The following is a 16,419-nucleotide window of genomic DNA, read 5'->3' as shown; positions in this document are numbered from 1 at the left end:
ACAAAAACCTCCAAGCTTAAACACTTGAAGGTTTCATGATTTTAATTTATTTAATTAATCAGGTTAAAAATTTAATAAAGGTGGTTTTTTTTGAAGTTCAGAAAGCAGTTTCCGGTTTCCTTTGTTTACAGCTGTCCGCACTCTTATTTTCTTTCCTTCATATTCTTTAATACATTTTTCGAGTTCGCCGTACAGCCTGTTGTATTTCTCGTACAGCTTTTCAAGTGATTCCATGCCTTCCCGAATAGCAGTATCTTGCGATTCCTCTAATACATAAGAAAATACCGAAGACATCGCTTCAAATTTATCAAAGGCCGAAGCAATAATCCGGTGCTCTCTGGAATTTATTCCATTCATTATTAAATCTTCTTATTAAATTAATTATCAAAAAACGTTTTTTATAAAGCTAATTTTTGCAGTACTTTTTCAGGATAGTCTGCAATAATGCCGTCTACCTCAAGCTGGATCATATTATCAATTGCTTGATCCTCATTAACAGTCCACGGTATAATTTTAATCTTCATTAATCGAAGTGAATCCACTTCTGTTTTGTTTAATAATTTATAATGCGGACTGTAAATTTCTGGTTTAAAATTAAGTAAAGAGAGATTTTTGGCTATGCCACCTTCTCCAACCAAATATGCAATTTTTGTTTTTGAATATCTTTTATGCATAACATTTAAAACTGTCGGGTCAAAAGACTGAATATTGATCTTTTTTTCAATACCTTTTTCTTTAATAATTTTCATCACCAAATCAGCAAAAACTTCCGGTTCTGGCTGTCTTTTACCATAATCCGATTTTTCAGATTTGATTTCGATATTGTAGCGAACGGGTTTTAAATTGTTTTTGGCAATATACTGCTCCACACTGTCAATCATTTCTGAAAGCAGGGGTTTATATGTTTTTTGTTTCTGCTGCATCGGGAAAGCTGTATTTCCTTTTGAACCGCCATCAAACTTTCGGATACTGTCATAAGTCATTTCATAAAGATTATAGCTCTTTTCTTTGTCCTTTGTAATTGGCTTTCCTTCTGTATCGAGCATATATTGCGAAGACATAAAAGGTTCATGAGAAACAACTACTTTCTGGTCTTTGGAAATCACAACATCCAATTCTACCACGGCGACTCCTTTTTTTACAGCGCTTATAAATGCTGGAATGGAATTCTCAGGAAAATTGCCGCGATCGCCTCTATGTCCCTGCACTTCGATAATTCTTTTTGATGTTATTGCCTTTTGGTCGCCGCAGGGATATATGGCTGATACCACTGTTAAAACGCAGATTATCTTTTTGAATTTCAGCATCTTATTTTTAAATTATTTTATTTTATCTATTCTGTAGTCGCTGTTTGCTGTATGTGTTTTACCAAACATATCTGTAGCTTTGATTTCAATTGCATGTTCTCCAACGGCAAGATCAGATGGAATATTTCCTCTCCAGACATGGGTGCTTTTTTCAGGATCTGAGGAACGTTTTCCGGGCATAAGAACTTCAGAAAGTTCCCATTCATAAACCAGTTCAACATAAGACGGATCCTGTACTTCTACATACTCCATTTCTTTCCATTCGCCTTGATCTACACGATAAAGCACTTTGTCTTTTTTGCTTCCCATGAAAAAATTAGCAAATACACCCGATTTTGTGCGTTTTCCTTTGGCTACCACTTTTGGAGCAAAAACTTTCATTTGATAATTATCTGGCTTACCTGCTGTTTTATAATCTACAGTATATTTATTTCCATTGAAATGAATAAAAGCATATCCTTTTGGGGTGCCGTCTCTCATAACCGATATTGGAATTCCTTTCTCATCCAATTTCCCAGAATACCAATCTCCTGAAGTGGTCCCGATATTATAGTGGTGATGCGGTTTTTCCTGAAGCCATCCGTCTTTCTTTTCCAAAAAGTCCTGACAGCCGCATATGAGTATGCGCAGAAAGTGAAAGTGTATGGGGAAAATCCTTTAAAAGTTCAAATAACTTCAGGCGGTCTTCATCCCTGAAAGAATCATCTTTAGGGTCCGGCTCACTGATCGGAATGTGAAAAGCCAGTACGATTAAATTATCTTTGGGAACTATTTTTAGATCATTTTCTATAAACTGCATTGCTCTTCTGTAAAACCGCCCCAATACCCTTCATTATCTCTTGGGTCTGGATATAAAACATCATCAAGTACAATAAAATGCACTTTACCATAATTAAAAGCATAATTAGCAGGTCCGAAATGAGCTTCATAGGTTTCATCGGCAAGATTATCTGCTTTGGCATCAAAATTTAGATCGTGGTTTCCTAAAAGATTGTACCATGGAATCCCGATTTTTTTTACTGCCTGAATATAGGGATTAAATAAACTTAGGTCATTTCCAACCAAATCTCCCATACTTAATCCAAAGGGAATATTTTTGATGCCTTCGACCTCAGCAACAATTCCTCTTGCAAAAAAATCAACTTCTTCCAAATTATAAGGTCGCGGATCTCCAAAAATAAGCGCAGTAAAATCTGCTCCTTCTTTTTGGGGAATCAATCCAAAATCAACTGATTCAGGAAGTTTTCCACTCGGAGCAACTCCTTCAAACTTACCTTTAGGAGAACCAGCTGGTTTATGATTATAGAAAAACTGAGGCAGATTGTCTTTATTAACCTGAATCTTATAACCAGAGGGTTTGATTACAGCGATAATAGCATCACTCTGCGGCTGAACTCGTAGTTTCCTTTTTTATCTGTCAAGACTACGTCCCGGCCGTTAGTTACCGCGACATTTGCAATGCCTTTTTCTTTTTTCTCCTTTTTTCCGTTCTGATTTAAATCTTCAAATACGATTCCTTTAACTGTTGTCTGTGCGGATAAAAAACCGCAGAACAATAATGAGCTTACTATATATATCTTTTTCATCTTTTATATTTATTTATCCCACCATACTTTGGTATTGATATTATCACCTCCAACCATCTGAACTGCTTCTAAATAATTTTGATTGTTTTTAATCTGCTGATTGTCCGGATAGGTAAATCTTGAGGGCACTACTGCACCATTCAGCATTGCTTGCGGTTGTCGGCAGTACTGGAAATCCTGTCCTGCGGTATTCAAACCACTGCTGATAATCTGTAAAATATAAAGCATAATATTTCTGCGGCATGATTCTTTCTAAAGTGCCGTCGTACTGCGCTTCTGGTTTATTAAAATAGATGCTGGGAACCGTTGCTTTTACTTGTTCTATTGCTTGCTCTTACCCCTTTTTCGTAGTGTCCTTGTGCATCTGCAATCAGACCTTTCTGCGCTAATTCTGCCTTGATAAACTCAACTTCGGCATAGGTTAAAAGAAAGATCTGCATTGGGTTTTGTGCCTGCACATTCAAAAGTGTCGAAGCATTGTATTTGAACTGCGAATCCGAACCGGCATAAGCACTTGTAATTCCTTTAAATCCAATTGGCGCATTGGTAACCAAAGCTGTAGCTCCTGTTGCAATTACAGCTCTTCGGGGATCTTCAAGCGTATTTAAATTATCTATAAAGAAAGAAGCCATTTTAATATTCAGATTAAAATCCTGCGGTCTTCCCCATGGAGAAACATTAGGGGCAACTCCTGTAATTTTTAAAATAGCACCTTCGGCAGTATTAGTAAAAACAGGATAAACTTCAGGATGGTCTGCCATATAGGCTAGTTTTGCAAAAGCGCCGGTTTCTGTTCTGTTAGAAACCCTTAAAAGCAGTCTCATTAATAAAGAATTGGTAAACTTCTTCCATTTCAGAACATTGTTTTGAAACAATATATCTTCAGTATAAATCATCGGTTTACTAACATCATACAGGGTATTGGCCCTTTCCAAATCAGCTAAAAGTGTCTGGTAAATAAACTCCTGTTTATCGTATTTTGGATACAGAATCCCATCTTCCCCGCGTCTTGCTTCTGTCATTGGAACAGGGCCAAAAAGATCCGTTAAATTGGCATAAACCAACGCATTCAGAGTCAAGGTCGCTGCTTCATAATTGCCATCACCTGCTTTTACTGCCGCCATGCGCATTTCTCTGATATTGTTGAGCCATTTGTAATAATTATTCCATGCCGAGTTACCAATATTGTTGCTCACATCATAACGATGCAGACCTCCGGTAATACTTGGAAAAGGAAGTGAAACCTGCATCAAATTAAAAGTAACATCTACACTCTGCGAAGCATTCTGCGAAGCAATTCCATAAATAATGGGGTTAATTAAGGTGCCTGGGCTTATCTCTGTAATAAGGTTAGGATTCTCGTTAAGCTCCTCGTAACTTCCTGTGCAGGAAATAGAAAATGCTGTTAGCAATAGGATTACTGCTGTAATTTTTATCTTTTTCATTGTCTTATTATAAAGTCAAACTTAAATTAAAACCATAAGTAGCTGGTGATGGCATCTGCCCCATTTCTATACCAGGCAGAATTGTATCTCCGTTCAGGGTCGCCGTTTCAGGATCGTATATTGGAAAATCTGAAATAGTAGCCAAATCTCTTCCAAAAATTGAAAACTGCAGGGACTGAAGTCCTGTATTTTTCAGCCATCTTTTAGGCAGGTTATATTGAAGGCTGACTTCGCGGAGTTTTGCAAAAGACGCATCAAAAGAATTGGATTCGATATTCGCTCTTCGGTAATAACGAACATACCAGTCTGCAGTTGCCACTTGTTTCGTATTTGGAGAAAAAGACCCGTCTGCATTCTGTACGACACCATCTCCAATGATAAAGCCGTCTTTTCTTCCCATTTCATTAGAATTTAATTTCCCCTGCTCTGCAAGTTTATGGTGTGTCTGAGAATAAATAATTCCACCGTATTGACCGTCAATAGTTACATTCATGGTAAAATTACCTATTGAAAAACTATTGGTTAGACCTGCTTTCCAATCCGGACTTGCATCACCTATATATTGAATTTCTTCAGGATATGCAGGAAGTCCTGCATTATCGTAAACAATTTGTCCGTCTGGAGATCTCACAAATCCGAATCCATAAATAGCACTTGTTGTCCCGCCGACTTTTGCAATAATAGATGCCGTTCCGCCGGTGCCGATAATCTGCTGTCCGTCGATTCCATCGGGCAGTTCCATTACTTTATTCCAATTGCGCGACCAGTTCAGCGTTGAATTCCATTTAAACTTCTCACCATCAATAATCTTCCCTCCAAGTGTAAGCTCAATACCGCGGTTTCTTACTTTTCCACCATTTAAAACCGTCGCACTGTAACCCGTTGAGAAATCCATCGGAATATCAATAATTTGATTTTTAGTCACACTTTCATAAACTGTAGCATCTGCTGTAAGTCGGTTTTTAAGCATTCTAATTTCGAAACCTGTCTCAAAACTAGTTGTGATTTCAGGCTTAAAATGATCATTATATAAAACCGTTAAAGTCTGGGCAGAACTTGGAAAAGCACTCTGTCCATAATATTTCTGTGTTTTATACGGTTCTGTATCATTTCCTACCTGAGCAAAAGAAAGTCGGTATTTTAGAAAATCAATTGCTTTTGGAAGAGTAACCATTTCAGAAATAATGGCACTTGTATTTATTGACGGATAAAAAAATGAATTGTTTTCCACAGGAAGTGTGCTGGTCCAATCGTTTCTTCCCGTAATATCAACAAATAGCATTTCTCCGTAAGACATAGAAACCAAACCATATAAACTGCTCATTTTTTTATAAGCATCACCCAAAGTCAGAATTGGTGCGCTTGAACCATTTGAAAGTTTGTAAACTCCCGGAACAACAAGACCAGTTACCTCGGCTTCTGTTCTTCTGTATTTGTAACTCATGGCGTTTCCTCCTGCCGAAGTCGCAAGGGAAAATTTACTTCCAAAGTCTTTTTTATAAGAAAGCAGAAAGTCGGAATTGATTTCCTGTTTAAAAACATCCTGTCTTTCATAAAATCCTTTAGCATATCTATTGATGCTGTACGGTCTTTTCTGTTCTCTGGTCTGATTGTACGTATTCATTGAAGAACGAAGCATCAAGTCCAGATTTGACGATAAAGTTATGTTGGCAAAAATATTACCCACAATTTGATCACTGTCCAATGTATTAGTTGCCTCATAAGCAATTAAATATGGATTGTCTATAAAAGAACTGAAAGGATGTAACTGCTGAGTCTGCTCTTTGCCTTTTTCCCAAATTGGGCGGTACCAGTCCAAATCAATATTAGGTCGCTGAAAAATCATAAAATAAGCAATTGATCCATTATTGTACCCTGTAGAAGGCAGATTATCACTGTTTCTGGTATTGTAATTTATTGCAGTACCCAATTTAATTCTGTCCGATACCTGATAGTTGGCATTAACCGCGGCGGTAACCCTGTCAAAACCAGTATTGGGCATAATCCATTCGTTCTTTTGATTTCCCACAGAAAGACGCATCGATCCCTTACTGTCGCCTCCCTGAATAGAAACATTATTATTTAAAGTAGCACCTGTTCTCCAGAAATCTTTACGATTATCCCTGTAAGACTGCCAAGGAAGTCTTTCTGCCGACTGTCCTTGTAAAATAGGATCATACTGGTAGAAATTTTGTCCGGTAAAAGCCGGTCCCCACGCTGCTGCTGGTACCGCTGGTAGAAGTTCCGTCTGCAGAATTTCCATAGGAATAATATTGGTTTCCTGATGCATCTGGCGAATTCCCAGTTCCCTGCCCATAGCTGTACTGATAATCAGGCCATCTCTGGATTACATCAAATGTCGCTCCTGTATTGAAGGAAATTCCCAACCCTTTATTTTTCTTTCCTGATTTTGTGGTAATAATTAATGCTCCGTTGGTACGCACGACTTCCGTAAAGAGCAGTTGCACCTGCACCTTTAAGCACCGTTACTGCATCAATATCATCTAGATTAAGATCTGAAATTCCATTACCATAATCAATTGGAGAATCTTCTCCCATGTAAGCGCTCGTTGAACCCGATGTTGTCATCTCCGCATTTACAGGAACACCGTCTACAACAATAAGCGCATAATTCCCTTTTGGGCTTAGTGACCTATTCCCTCTAAGTGTAATCTGCTTGCGAATTTAATGGTCCTGAACCAGTGGATGTGATGCTTAATCCTGCTACTTTACCTTTCAGTCCAGACGACCAGTTATTAGGCCTTCCCTGCGAAAGGTTTTCAGATTTTATGGTCTGCTGTGAAAATCCTAAACGCTTTTCTTCTCTTTTGATTCCAAGGGCAGTCACTACAACTTCATTAAGCTCACTTGTGCTTAATTTCAGTACAACGGTAATTGGGTTGCTTGCTTGCAGAGACCTCCTGCGAAATATACCCCATATAAGAAATGACAAGTACCGCTGACGAATTAACTGCAAAGCTGAAATTTCCTTCCATGTCTGTCATTGTACTGGTTCTAGTTCCTTTTTCTAGGATGGTCACTCCAGGAATCGGCATGCCGCTCTGGTCTAACACTTTTCCGCGAACATTCATCTGCGCTCGAAGACTGCGCGTTACAGTAATCGTATTATTAAGTTTTCTAAAAGATAATCCTGTTTTTTGCCGCTATTTTAGTCAGCACTGCATCAAGGCTTTCTTTTTCCGCATAGATTGAAATGCGGCGCGATGTTCCAGTTATCTTTTCATCAAATACAAATGTAAAAGTGGTTTTCTGCTCCACTGCCTTGAAAAATTCCGTAATTGCGGCATCTTTTAGATTAAGGCTTATTTGTACATCTTTAGCAGACTGCCCAGAGGCAAACCCATTAAAGGAAAAAATTAATAAAATCATTAAGTAAAGATTTTTCATCTTTATATACTTATTGAAAAAAAATTGTAGTTTCGTGTTCATTACTATTAGGCTATAAATTTTATTTTTAGTCTGTTTTAAAATGCCCGTTTCCGTTGCACCGGAGGCGGGTTTCTTTTTCTGTTTTTATAGGGTCTTTTTTCTTATAGTGATTTGGTTTTTAGTTGTATAATTTATTTGCGACTGTTTCAAATAGGCAATACTTTCCAGTACATTCTCCAGTTTTTCATCTTTAAACTTTCCTGAGATTGTAAAATCATTAAGTTCCTGATCTTCAATTACAATATTCACATTGTACCAGTTTTCTATAATTTTAACTGTTTCAGAAAGCTTAGTGTTTTTAAGAATAATGGTATTGCTGATCCAGGCAATTTTATCCTCACTTTTTTCTGTTGAAATATGTAAATCAGAATTTTTTATCAAGTCCGCCTGCTGATCTTTAGTAATCTGCACCTTTTTGCCCGTTGGGGAGGTGACTTCAACTTTCCCGGTAATAACACTTACTTTAGTATCATGATGATTATAAGAATCGATATCAAATGAAGTTCCGAGCACCCTCACCTTTACATCATGAGTCTGCACAATAAAAGGCCGTTTTACGTCCCTAAAAACTTTAAAATAAGCCTGTCCTTCAAGTTTAATATTTCTTGTGGTTTCAAATTCTTCAGGATACGTAATACTGCTGTTAGAGTTTAATACCACAACACTGCCGTCTTCAAGAAAAATCTCTTTCTTTTCTCCTTTGGCAGTGACTTGGGTAATTCTTGCTGGCTTGAAAACAAACTCGGTCGCTGAAAATGCAATTGTAAGTCCGATAACTAAAACCATGCGGCTTTAAGCACTTTTCGGATTGTATATCTTTTTGGTTTAACCTGTAATTCCAACAAAATCTTATTTAGAATTACATCACCTTTCTTATCAGATAGTTCTTTTTCTAAATCTGATGACTGATCTTGCATCTTATCAAAAAAAGCTTCAACGGCTGTTTTTTCATCAGGTGTGCAGGTACCTTGTTCGTATTTTTTTGCTAATTGCAAAAAGATTTCTTTTTTCAAAATATGTGCTTTTATAAGCAAGTCACATTTTTTGAATCGAACAAGTAGTTAAAAATACAGGCTTAACGTTTTCTTAAAACCAGTGCTTTTTAGTTAACACAAAAGAAAGTCGCCCAGTAAAAAAGAAGATAATTATAAGAAGCGTTATTTAAACGAAGCTGTTTAAGAGCATTGCTGATATGTTTTTCTACGGTATGAATCGAAAGATTAAGTTTTGCCGCAATTTCAGCATTTGTAAAATGATCTATACGGCTCAATAGAAAGACCTCTCTGCATTTTGGGGTTAATTTATTGATCTGATCACTTATATTTTTTTCAAAATCAATATATTCCAAATCATGTATAGTCAGATTTGGATCTGGAATAGTATCCAAAACTTCGATATGCTTGCTGATCAAATTTTAAGTTTCTAATTTGATTGGCAATTTTATATTTTACAGCTCTAAATAGATAAGCTTCAAGATTTAAGATCACGGTGCTTGAGGCATTTTTCCAAAAGCTTATAAAGATTTCCTGCACTATATCTTCGCAGACTGCTTCATCTTTATATATTTTGAAAGCATAAGCATACAACCTTTTCCAATACCGATTAAAAATAATTGAAAACGCGACATCATTTCCTTCAAAAATTAATTTCTGAAGTTCTTCGTCCGGCATTTTCAAAAGATCTCTTTCCATGATAGATTAAAAAGACAAATGAAAAACAACAGACAAAAAATACCTAAGAAGTTAATTTAACTTTGTGTTAAATTAACCGCAAATAAAAAATTCTTTTTAAAGCAGGTTAAAAAGCTTAGTAGAAAATAGTACGTTTTGAGGCAAAACCAAGACCTGACAAGTTTAGACTCGAAACTTTGTAAATCTGCATTCTCTCATGGGTATCTTGTAAATTAGAAATCCAGCAAAACGAAAGTCAAGCGAATTTAGGGTTCAAAACTTTTAGAGCCATTTCTTAACTGCATTATTTCAGGACGTTTATTTTATAAACAAATTTTAGTTGTTTGGGGTTAAATAGATTAATCGTTTTTTTAAGGTTTTAAAATTACATCAGACAGTGCAATTAGTTCATTTTGCGTGCCTTGATCTGCTTCATTTGAGAGTAAGACAATACCCGAATTTAAATCAGGATAAAATATCATATAACTGCTAAATCCCAAGTCACCGCCTGTATGTGAGATACCTCTGATATTATTTATTTTTTTCAATTTCCAGTTAAGGGCAATTCCATTATCTTCAATCTTTCCAAAAGTCAGCTCGTGACTCAGCTTTACAACAACATCTTTTTCATTCAGTTGAAATGCCATGTACTTTAACATATCGGAACTCGATGATACTATACTTGCCGCTACTTGTAAATCTTCCCAATTAATAATCGGCATAATACGCCCCTTACCATCATAGCCTTTTGCCATTTTTACAGGTGTCTTTCCTGGTTTCAGCAAGAATGTATTTTTCATTTTGAGAGGTTCTGCGAAATACATTTTCAAAAGGTTTTCATAGGAATCATTGTAAACCCCTTCCATTATATATCCAAGCAATTGAGCGACGGTATTACAATGGCGGGAAACGGTTCCTGGTACTGTCTGTAGTTTTACATTATGAAGATCCCGGTAAAAATCTTGTCTGCTGTATTTTCTATGAACGGAATCTAAAATATGAGCAATGTCATCAGGATCTGCTTTCCCAAAGAGATCTTTATCTGGCATCCAATTAGGTAGTCCAGATGTGAGATTAGCCAGATTTAGTAAGGTGATGGGGGTTCCATTACTCTCCAAATTTGGATATTTTTCTTTAAGATACCTGCGTATATCATCATTTAAATTTACCTTATTTTCCAGAACAGCTCTCGCAAGCAGAGTTGAAGCAAATGTTTTTGAAATAGAGGCAAGCTCATAAACTGTACTGCCAGTTGGTAATTCCGGTTTTTCTCTTTGAGTTGAGCCATAATTATAGATAAATTGCTTTCCGTTTTTTATAATACCTATCGATATGCCTACTCTGGAACTATTATTCATAAATGTGAAAACAGACTGATGAACTATTGAATCTAATTTAGTTTTCAATTTGTTATCTGTGGGTATATTTATTTTATTTATCTGAGCAGAGCAGATTAACGTATATGCAAGAAAAGCTAGAAGGAAGAATACTTTTTTCATATATTTTCTGGGTTTATCAGTAAGGACTAGAAGAAGATCAAAACGTTACACTTTTAGGATAAAGAAATACATTTAGGCCTAATTTGTTTCTACCATAAATTGACACCATTTTTAGTTCATGGCAGATCGTAACACTAGAAATTTTGAAGTGGATACATTTTTGCAGACAAAAAGTCAATACAGTTTTAAAGATATTTTACCATTATTTTGTTCAAAGTTTCTTTCGTTTTATTTTCTAAATTATGCCGGCAGACTGATTATCTGATAGCTACTTTATAAATGGAAATCATTATTCTGTAAAAAAAAGTACTACTATCCTTTTTATATTTGACAAAGGACAAACGCAGACAGGCACGGCAATACCGGCAAAGTTGTCACAGACTCCTTAAAAAAAGATGATAGTAAAAATTTAATAAAAAAATAAAATGATGAATTCAGATACACCAGAAAATTACGCTCAGAATGACAAGAATTTTCAAAACGCAGACACTGACCCACAAAGAAACAATCCAGACAACAATCCTTATGATTCCGAGAATCTTGACAATGAATCGGAAAGTGAATCGAAAGATATAACGGAACAGGACATTGAAAAGGATCTTATAAATAATGATCCATCTGAAGGTTTTGAAACCGAAATTGATACGACTGAGAGTGATAAGCCTGAAAGTGAACCCTTTAAAACCATTGAACCAGATCAGGATAATCCTGTGAACAAGGAATTCGAAATAGGGGAACTTGGCAATGAGGAGCTTAAAAATGATGAACTCATCAGGGATGAGACAGATCATAGTGCACCGCGCAATACTAAACCTTCTCAGCGAAAATTTTAACGCAAGGAGATTTGATAAATAATTAAAATCATTTTCAAAATATTTTGAACGTATATCAGTTAAACCCCGCCCTGAACTTTAAAGGCGTCTGGCTGGTCTTGCTTTTAAATAACTTACTAAAACTCTGAAGATGCTCAAAGCCCAGTTCATAAGCAATCTGGGAAACTGATAAATCAGTATTGGAAAGCTTTTCTTTGGCTTTTTCAATCAGTTTGTCGTGAATATCTTGCTGTGCATTTTGTCCAGTCAAAGTTCGCGACATATCACTGAGATAACCCGGAGATATCGCTAGGCTGTCAGCCAGATACTGCACTGTGGGAATGCCTTTATCACACTGCCTTTCATCCCCAAAATGATCTTCCAATAACTGTTCAAACTTCTCAAGCAGTGTATTGTTTATTGTTTTACGCGTAATAAACTGACGCTTATAGAATCGTTGCGCATAATTGAGCGACAACTCAATCTGGGCCAAAACTACATCCTGGCTCAGCTCGTCGATTCTGTTTTCTAATTCCTCTTCAATATTTCTGATAAGACCTAAAATAATTTGTTTTTCCTTATCAGATAAATGCAAAGCTTCATTGACAGCATACGAGAAGAATTGATATCTTTTGATTTTTGCAGCCAAAGGAGAATGCATTAAAAAATCAGGATGCATCAAAATCACCGCTTCCCTGCCGCGCATCCCGGCTCTTTTGACTGATTTTCGTCCGGGGCCAGGATCTGATTGGGAGATGCAAAAAAAAGACCGCCTTCATTATAATCAAAATGGGTCTGTCCATAACGCAACAAACCTCCAATATTGGGACGAAAAGCTATCTTATAATAACTTAAGACATGGCTTTCTTCCGGGGGATTAAACTCTACGCTGGAATCTATCCCATTGAGCACCGTAATTAAAGGATGCTTGCGGGGGCGGTCCGCCGAAAGCTTTTAGCCCTTCAGCCAGAGATGCAAATTTACGTGGAGTGGTATTTTTTTTTGCCATGATATTTTTTTGATACTGCAAATTAAGAAAATAAAAAAGCAACAGAACCCGTCTGTCGCTTAAATTTAACTGATTAACCCTGCGCGACAACGGCTACGTCCTGCCATGCTTCCCAGACTTTAATGCGATCGGAATAAACCTGACGAATTTCTTCCAGGTTGTGACTGCCTAAAAACATCCTCAGTGGCGGGTTCTTGGTATCCACCAACTGCAAGACCGCTTTCGCAGTAGCGTCCGGGTTGCCCCGCCGCATTTTGCCCATATTCTCAAAAACCATATTTCGGACTGCTTCATATTCAGGAAGATTTTCTGAAAATTGGAGTGAATTTTCGCTTCCAAATTCTGTTGCGTAAGCTCCAGGTTCAATAATGGAAACATGGATTCCAAAAGATTTAACCTCCACAGCCAAACTTTCGTATATAGCTTCAAATGCCCATTTCGAAGAGCAGTAATAACCTATTAAAGGCACTGTATAATGCCCCAAACTGCTTGAAGTTCCTAAAATATGCCCAAAACCCTGCGCGCGCATAATAGGTAAAACTGCCTGAATAACAGAAACCGGCCCCAGCACATTGGTCTTATACATAGCTAGAATATCATCTGCTTTGGCTTCTTCCACTGTACCTACTAATGAATAGCCAGCATTGTTAATTACAACGTCCAATCTTCCAAAATACTCATGTGCCGCTTTTACTGCTTTTTGCACCTGCTCTCCATTGGTAACATCAAGGGGCAGAATCAAAACATTGTCGCCGTATTTATCCTTGAAATCTGCAATGCTGTCAATATTCCTTGCAGTAGCCGCTACCTTATCTCCCCGCTGGAGTGCCGCTTCAGTCCAAACTCTTCCAAACCCTCTTGAGTCGCCCGTTACAAACCATATTTTTGGCCCGTTTATCTTTACGTTTTCCATAATATTTTTTTAAAAATTAACTAGGACAAAATTGCCAAATCCCGGCTGGAAAATTTTAGCCATAATGGGGGATTTTGTAACCTAAACGAGGTGATCTAACACAAATCTTATGTGGATTTTGTCCTTTTGATTAATAAATCGTAATACTGTGTATATACATTAATGGAGACTTTTTATTCTTTTGACAATATAAAAATCAAAAACTTTTTTTCTCTGACCCTGTAATATATTTTCCTAACTCCACAAGACAGCTCCATCATTCTGCAAAAGTTTTTTGAGAAGTCTCTGCTCCAGCACTTCTATTTTCGATTGATTTTGCTTTTTCCATTGTCTATAAACAGCATAAAACTGACACAGAACCGCGGAGGGAAAACCGTTCAGGAAAGAATCAAGCACAATTGGTGGCGTCAGGCAATGATGGATTCTGTTTTAGCGCATTAAGAAAGAATCAAAGCGTTCTCTGAATCAGATTTTAGAGAAGATCTTAAGAGTTTAGATATTACGGTTTTGGTTCTCCATGGAGAAGACGATCAAATTGTTCCTTTTGACCAGGCACCAAGGGCGACAGAAACTTTTGAAAAACGGAAAACTAATATCGTATCCGGGATTTCCTCATGGAATGCCTACTACAGAAGTACAAACAATAAGTAACTACATTCTAGAATTTATTAAATCTTAAAATAATAAATTCCTTTCCAGCAAAAAGCCTGAAAAATCTAGATTTTTCAGGCTTTTTGTCTTGGTTCTATAAAATTTACTTGATTACCTTGGAATTCCACAATTATAAATTCAGTCCTTCTATTTAGCTGATGATCTGTCTCAGAACAATTAACGCCGTTTGAACATTTATTTACTAATTCTGTTTCACCAAAACCTTGTGCTTTGATTCTAGAAGGATCAATTCCTTGACTTACAATCCAATCTTTAGAAGATTTTGCTCTTCTGTCAGACAACTTTGACTGTTTGAAGTAAACAATCTAAAAGTGGCTTTATTTGAGATTTAATCGGAGCTAAACGATGTTTCGAAGTCCACAAAAGCTAACGCGAATTTCAAATAAATAAGCCATCGCGGAACTATCCATACATATTTTTTATCTCCGACATAACAAAGGTACTTTGGGTACTCCCTATACTTTCAACTGATCCCAATTTATTAAACACAAAATCCTGATAATGCTTCATGTCTTTGGCAGAAACTTTCATTAAAAAATCGTAATCACCTGAAATATTATAACATTCCACAACTTCTTCTATTTTCATAATATCACTAACAAATTGATTCCCGATGTTGCGATCGTGCTGTTTAAGTTTGATATTACAAAAAACAATGAAACCCCTGTTTAGTTTTTCTGCATCCAGCAGGGCTATATACTTCTTAATGTAACCGCTGTTTTCCAATCTTTTAATCCGCTCAAAAACAGGCGATGCCGAAAGATTTACCTTTTTAGCAAGCTCTTTTACAGTATATTTAGAATTATCGTGAAGTATATTTAATAACTGAAGATCAATATCGTCTATTTGTTCCATAGAATGTTTACTTTAAACAGGTTTAATTTATTTTTTTTAAAACAGAATAAAATTCTTCAAATATAACCAAAAACAACACAAAAATCTTATTTTTCACAAGTTAAAAACATAACATACTGCAATGTTTATCTTCACAGTATAAAAATCTAAAAGGCATTATTTTATAGCAGGGAGCGTTATCCTTGGTGCCCTTTATCGAAAAAAGATAAAGGGCCACGTCATAAATAAAATTATATTTCTTTTCGTCGAGCCATACCCTGAGCGATGATACTAGCGGCAATCAATTGCAAGGCATGATAAAGCATGAGCAGCGAGCAATACGATACCGCTGATGGTACTGTGCTGAAAAAGTACTTTTGACATAACGGTGCCGTGTACCAATGACTTTTTAGACCCGCAGAACAAGACAGTAATACGGTCTTCATCTGAAAAACCAAGCAGGCGACTGAATAGTCCGACACAAAAGAATACGGCGAAAAACAACGCCATCATCCCTGCGACGAGTCCAGCAAGTTCAAGGGCGGTGAAGCCTTCAAAAAGATGTTCGGAAAATGACTTGCAAAACGACGTGTAAATAATCGTTAGAATAACTGTCTGATCGAAATATTTGAGCTGTTTCTTATATTTTTCGGCAATGGCCCCTAAACGCGAATTGAGGCTTATGCCAATGATGACAGGCGACAAGACTTGAAGAATCAACTTTATGACGATTTGAGTGACATCAAAATCGCCTGTTGCAGAAGCTATAAACAGCCCAACCCAGAGAGGCGTAACGACTACTCCGATCAAACTGGAAATACTCGCATTGAAAATGGTCGCGGGAATGTTTCCCTTGGCGATGGAAACCATGACCACGGAAGAGGATACTGTAGAAGGTAAAGCCGCCAGAAAAAATACACCCAGCCAAAGCGACTCGTAGCCGTTATTGACAAACAACGGGCGAAATGCCAAAACAATGAGCGGAAAAAATAAAAAGGTGGTCAACTGGACCACAATGTGCATTTTCCAGTTGGAAAGTCCGGCTTTTAGTTTCTCAACACTCAGTCGCATGCCATAAAACAAGAAAATCAAGGAAACGCCAGCATTGGCAATCTCCTCCAGCGAAACAGGTTCTTTGACCATGCCTGGCTTTGGCAAAAAATAAGCCATCAGAATCATGGTGGCTATCATTAACAGGAAACCGTCGAAACCTGCTTTTTTT

At 36.9% G+C, this 16,419-nt stretch carries 23 protein-coding genes and 2 pseudogenes; 2 read left to right on the top strand and 23 right to left on the bottom strand.

The annotated features are described in order from the left end of the window. Positions 1 to 63: 63 nt before the first annotated feature. The 18 genes from ACZZ95_RS18060 to ACZZ95_RS17975 all read right to left on the bottom strand — a co-directional run bounded on the left by ACZZ95_RS18060 (position 64) and on the right by ACZZ95_RS17975 (position 10,957). Positions 64 to 357 (bottom strand): hypothetical protein, encoded by a 294-nt coding sequence (locus ACZZ95_RS18060; RefSeq protein ID WP_463470097.1) that lies wholly within the window; start codon positions 355 to 357, stop codon positions 64 to 66. A gap of 41 nt (positions 358 to 398) precedes the next feature. Further along, entirely contained in the window at positions 399 to 1,271 is an 873-nt protein-coding gene (locus ACZZ95_RS18055) for a glycerophosphodiester phosphodiesterase family protein (protein ID WP_463470096.1), read from the bottom strand. A 48-nt stretch (positions 1,272 to 1,319) separates the two neighbouring features. Then, positions 1,320 to 1,904 (bottom strand): calcineurin-like phosphoesterase C-terminal domain-containing protein, encoded by a 585-nt coding sequence (locus ACZZ95_RS18050; protein WP_463470095.1) that lies wholly within the window; start codon positions 1,902 to 1,904, stop codon positions 1,320 to 1,322. Beyond that, the gene (locus ACZZ95_RS18045; protein WP_463470094.1) at positions 1,855 to 2,106 is read right to left on the bottom strand and encodes a hypothetical protein; all 252 of its coding nucleotides are present in this window, start codon (positions 2,104 to 2,106) and stop codon (positions 1,855 to 1,857) included. Before ACZZ95_RS18045 ends, ACZZ95_RS18050 begins: the two co-directional genes overlap by 50 nt. Next, positions 2,094 to 2,525, bottom strand: coding sequence for a metallophosphoesterase family protein (locus tag ACZZ95_RS18040; RefSeq protein WP_463470093.1), 432 nt, complete (start codon positions 2,523 to 2,525; stop codon positions 2,094 to 2,096). The genes ACZZ95_RS18045 and ACZZ95_RS18040 overlap by 13 nt, the downstream gene beginning before the upstream one ends. Positions 2,526 to 2,668: 143 nt before the next feature. Further along, entirely contained in the window at positions 2,669 to 2,893 is a 225-nt protein-coding gene (locus tag ACZZ95_RS18035) for a metallophosphoesterase N-terminal domain-containing protein (protein ID WP_463470092.1), read from the bottom strand. Between the two features lie 88 nt (positions 2,894 to 2,981). Continuing rightward, positions 2,982 to 3,188, bottom strand: coding sequence for a SusD/RagB family nutrient-binding outer membrane lipoprotein (locus ACZZ95_RS18030; protein WP_463471711.1), 207 nt, complete (start codon positions 3,186 to 3,188; stop codon positions 2,982 to 2,984). Next, positions 3,178 to 4,338: a SusD/RagB family nutrient-binding outer membrane lipoprotein gene (locus ACZZ95_RS18025; RefSeq protein WP_463470091.1), complete on the bottom strand. Its 1,161-nt coding sequence runs from the start codon at positions 4,336 to 4,338 to the stop codon at positions 3,178 to 3,180. Before ACZZ95_RS18025 ends, ACZZ95_RS18030 begins: the two co-directional genes overlap by 11 nt. Positions 4,339 to 4,345: 7 nt before the next feature. Continuing rightward, positions 4,346 to 6,655: a SusC/RagA family TonB-linked outer membrane protein gene (locus tag ACZZ95_RS18020; protein ID WP_463470090.1), complete on the bottom strand. Its 2,310-nt coding sequence runs from the start codon at positions 6,653 to 6,655 to the stop codon at positions 4,346 to 4,348. A gap of 74 nt (positions 6,656 to 6,729) precedes the next feature. Then, positions 6,730 to 6,960, bottom strand: coding sequence for a TonB-dependent receptor plug domain-containing protein (locus ACZZ95_RS18015; protein WP_463471710.1), 231 nt, complete (start codon positions 6,958 to 6,960; stop codon positions 6,730 to 6,732). Positions 6,961 to 7,000: 40 nt separating this feature from the next. Further along, positions 7,001 to 7,186 (bottom strand): hypothetical protein, encoded by a 186-nt coding sequence (locus tag ACZZ95_RS18010; protein ID WP_463470089.1) that lies wholly within the window; start codon positions 7,184 to 7,186, stop codon positions 7,001 to 7,003. Between the two features lie 16 nt (positions 7,187 to 7,202). Further along, positions 7,203 to 7,394, bottom strand: coding sequence for a carboxypeptidase-like regulatory domain-containing protein (locus tag ACZZ95_RS18005; RefSeq protein WP_463470088.1), 192 nt, complete (start codon positions 7,392 to 7,394; stop codon positions 7,203 to 7,205). A gap of 82 nt (positions 7,395 to 7,476) precedes the next feature. Continuing rightward, a complete protein-coding gene (locus tag ACZZ95_RS18000; protein ID WP_463470087.1) occupies positions 7,477 to 7,728 on the bottom strand; it encodes a hypothetical protein in 252 nt (83 codons plus the stop codon). Between the two features lie 144 nt (positions 7,729 to 7,872). Continuing rightward, the gene (locus ACZZ95_RS17995) at positions 7,873 to 8,574 is read right to left on the bottom strand and encodes a FecR family protein (protein WP_463470086.1); all 702 of its coding nucleotides are present in this window, start codon (positions 8,572 to 8,574) and stop codon (positions 7,873 to 7,875) included. Continuing rightward, complete coding sequence (locus ACZZ95_RS17990) at positions 8,565 to 8,801, bottom strand: hypothetical protein (RefSeq protein WP_463470085.1); 237 nt, start codon at positions 8,799 to 8,801, stop codon at positions 8,565 to 8,567. Before ACZZ95_RS17990 ends, ACZZ95_RS17995 begins: the two co-directional genes overlap by 10 nt. Before the next feature lie 89 nt (positions 8,802 to 8,890). After that, the gene (locus tag ACZZ95_RS17985; protein ID WP_463470084.1) at positions 8,891 to 9,058 is read right to left on the bottom strand and encodes a sigma factor-like helix-turn-helix DNA-binding protein; all 168 of its coding nucleotides are present in this window, start codon (positions 9,056 to 9,058) and stop codon (positions 8,891 to 8,893) included. Positions 9,059 to 9,137: 79 nt separating this feature from the next. Then, a complete protein-coding gene (locus ACZZ95_RS17980) occupies positions 9,138 to 9,479 on the bottom strand; it encodes an RNA polymerase sigma factor (RefSeq protein WP_463470083.1) in 342 nt (113 codons plus the stop codon). 350 nt (positions 9,480 to 9,829) lie between these two features. Further along, positions 9,830 to 10,957: a serine hydrolase domain-containing protein gene (locus ACZZ95_RS17975; RefSeq protein ID WP_463470082.1), complete on the bottom strand. Its 1,128-nt coding sequence runs from the start codon at positions 10,955 to 10,957 to the stop codon at positions 9,830 to 9,832. A 425-nt stretch (positions 10,958 to 11,382) separates the two neighbouring features. Here ACZZ95_RS17975 and ACZZ95_RS17970 point away from each other — a divergent pair, with 425 nt between their 5' ends. Next, a complete protein-coding gene (locus ACZZ95_RS17970) occupies positions 11,383 to 11,790 on the top strand; it encodes a hypothetical protein (protein WP_463470081.1) in 408 nt (135 codons plus the stop codon). A gap of 55 nt (positions 11,791 to 11,845) precedes the next feature. On the opposite strand, the gene ACZZ95_RS17965 is transcribed toward ACZZ95_RS17970, so the two are convergent. Beyond that, positions 11,846 to 12,475 (bottom strand): helix-turn-helix domain-containing protein, encoded by a 630-nt coding sequence (locus tag ACZZ95_RS17965; protein WP_463470080.1) that lies wholly within the window; start codon positions 12,473 to 12,475, stop codon positions 11,846 to 11,848. Between the two features lie 376 nt (positions 12,476 to 12,851). Then, positions 12,852 to 13,691 (bottom strand): SDR family NAD(P)-dependent oxidoreductase, encoded by an 840-nt coding sequence (locus ACZZ95_RS17960; RefSeq protein WP_463470079.1) that lies wholly within the window; start codon positions 13,689 to 13,691, stop codon positions 12,852 to 12,854. A gap of 315 nt (positions 13,692 to 14,006) precedes the next feature. Between ACZZ95_RS17960 and ACZZ95_RS17955 the strand changes: the two genes are divergently transcribed. Further along, entirely contained in the window at positions 14,007 to 14,132 is a 126-nt protein-coding gene (locus ACZZ95_RS17955) for a hypothetical protein (protein ID WP_463470078.1), read from the top strand. Positions 14,133 to 14,416: 284 nt separating this feature from the next. On the opposite strand, the pseudogene ACZZ95_RS17950 reads toward ACZZ95_RS17955, so the two are convergent. The 3 genes and pseudogenes from ACZZ95_RS17950 to ACZZ95_RS17940 all read right to left on the bottom strand — a co-directional run. Then, positions 14,417 to 14,647 (bottom strand): annotated as a pseudogene (locus ACZZ95_RS17950) (OmpA family protein); the annotation flags it as partial. A gap of 118 nt (positions 14,648 to 14,765) precedes the next feature. Next, positions 14,766 to 15,218, bottom strand: coding sequence for an Lrp/AsnC family transcriptional regulator (locus tag ACZZ95_RS17945; RefSeq protein ID WP_095951309.1), 453 nt, complete (start codon positions 15,216 to 15,218; stop codon positions 14,766 to 14,768). Positions 15,219 to 15,448: 230 nt separating this feature from the next. Further along, a pseudogene (locus ACZZ95_RS17940) lies at positions 15,449 to 16,388 on the bottom strand (bile acid:sodium symporter family protein). Between the last annotated feature and the right edge of the window lie 31 nt (positions 16,389 to 16,419).

Source organism: Flavobacterium sp. AC267 (genome assembly GCF_979258715.1).
The sequence above is the reverse complement of the archived record's forward strand: the minus strand, read 5'-3'. Positions and strand labels throughout refer to the sequence as shown.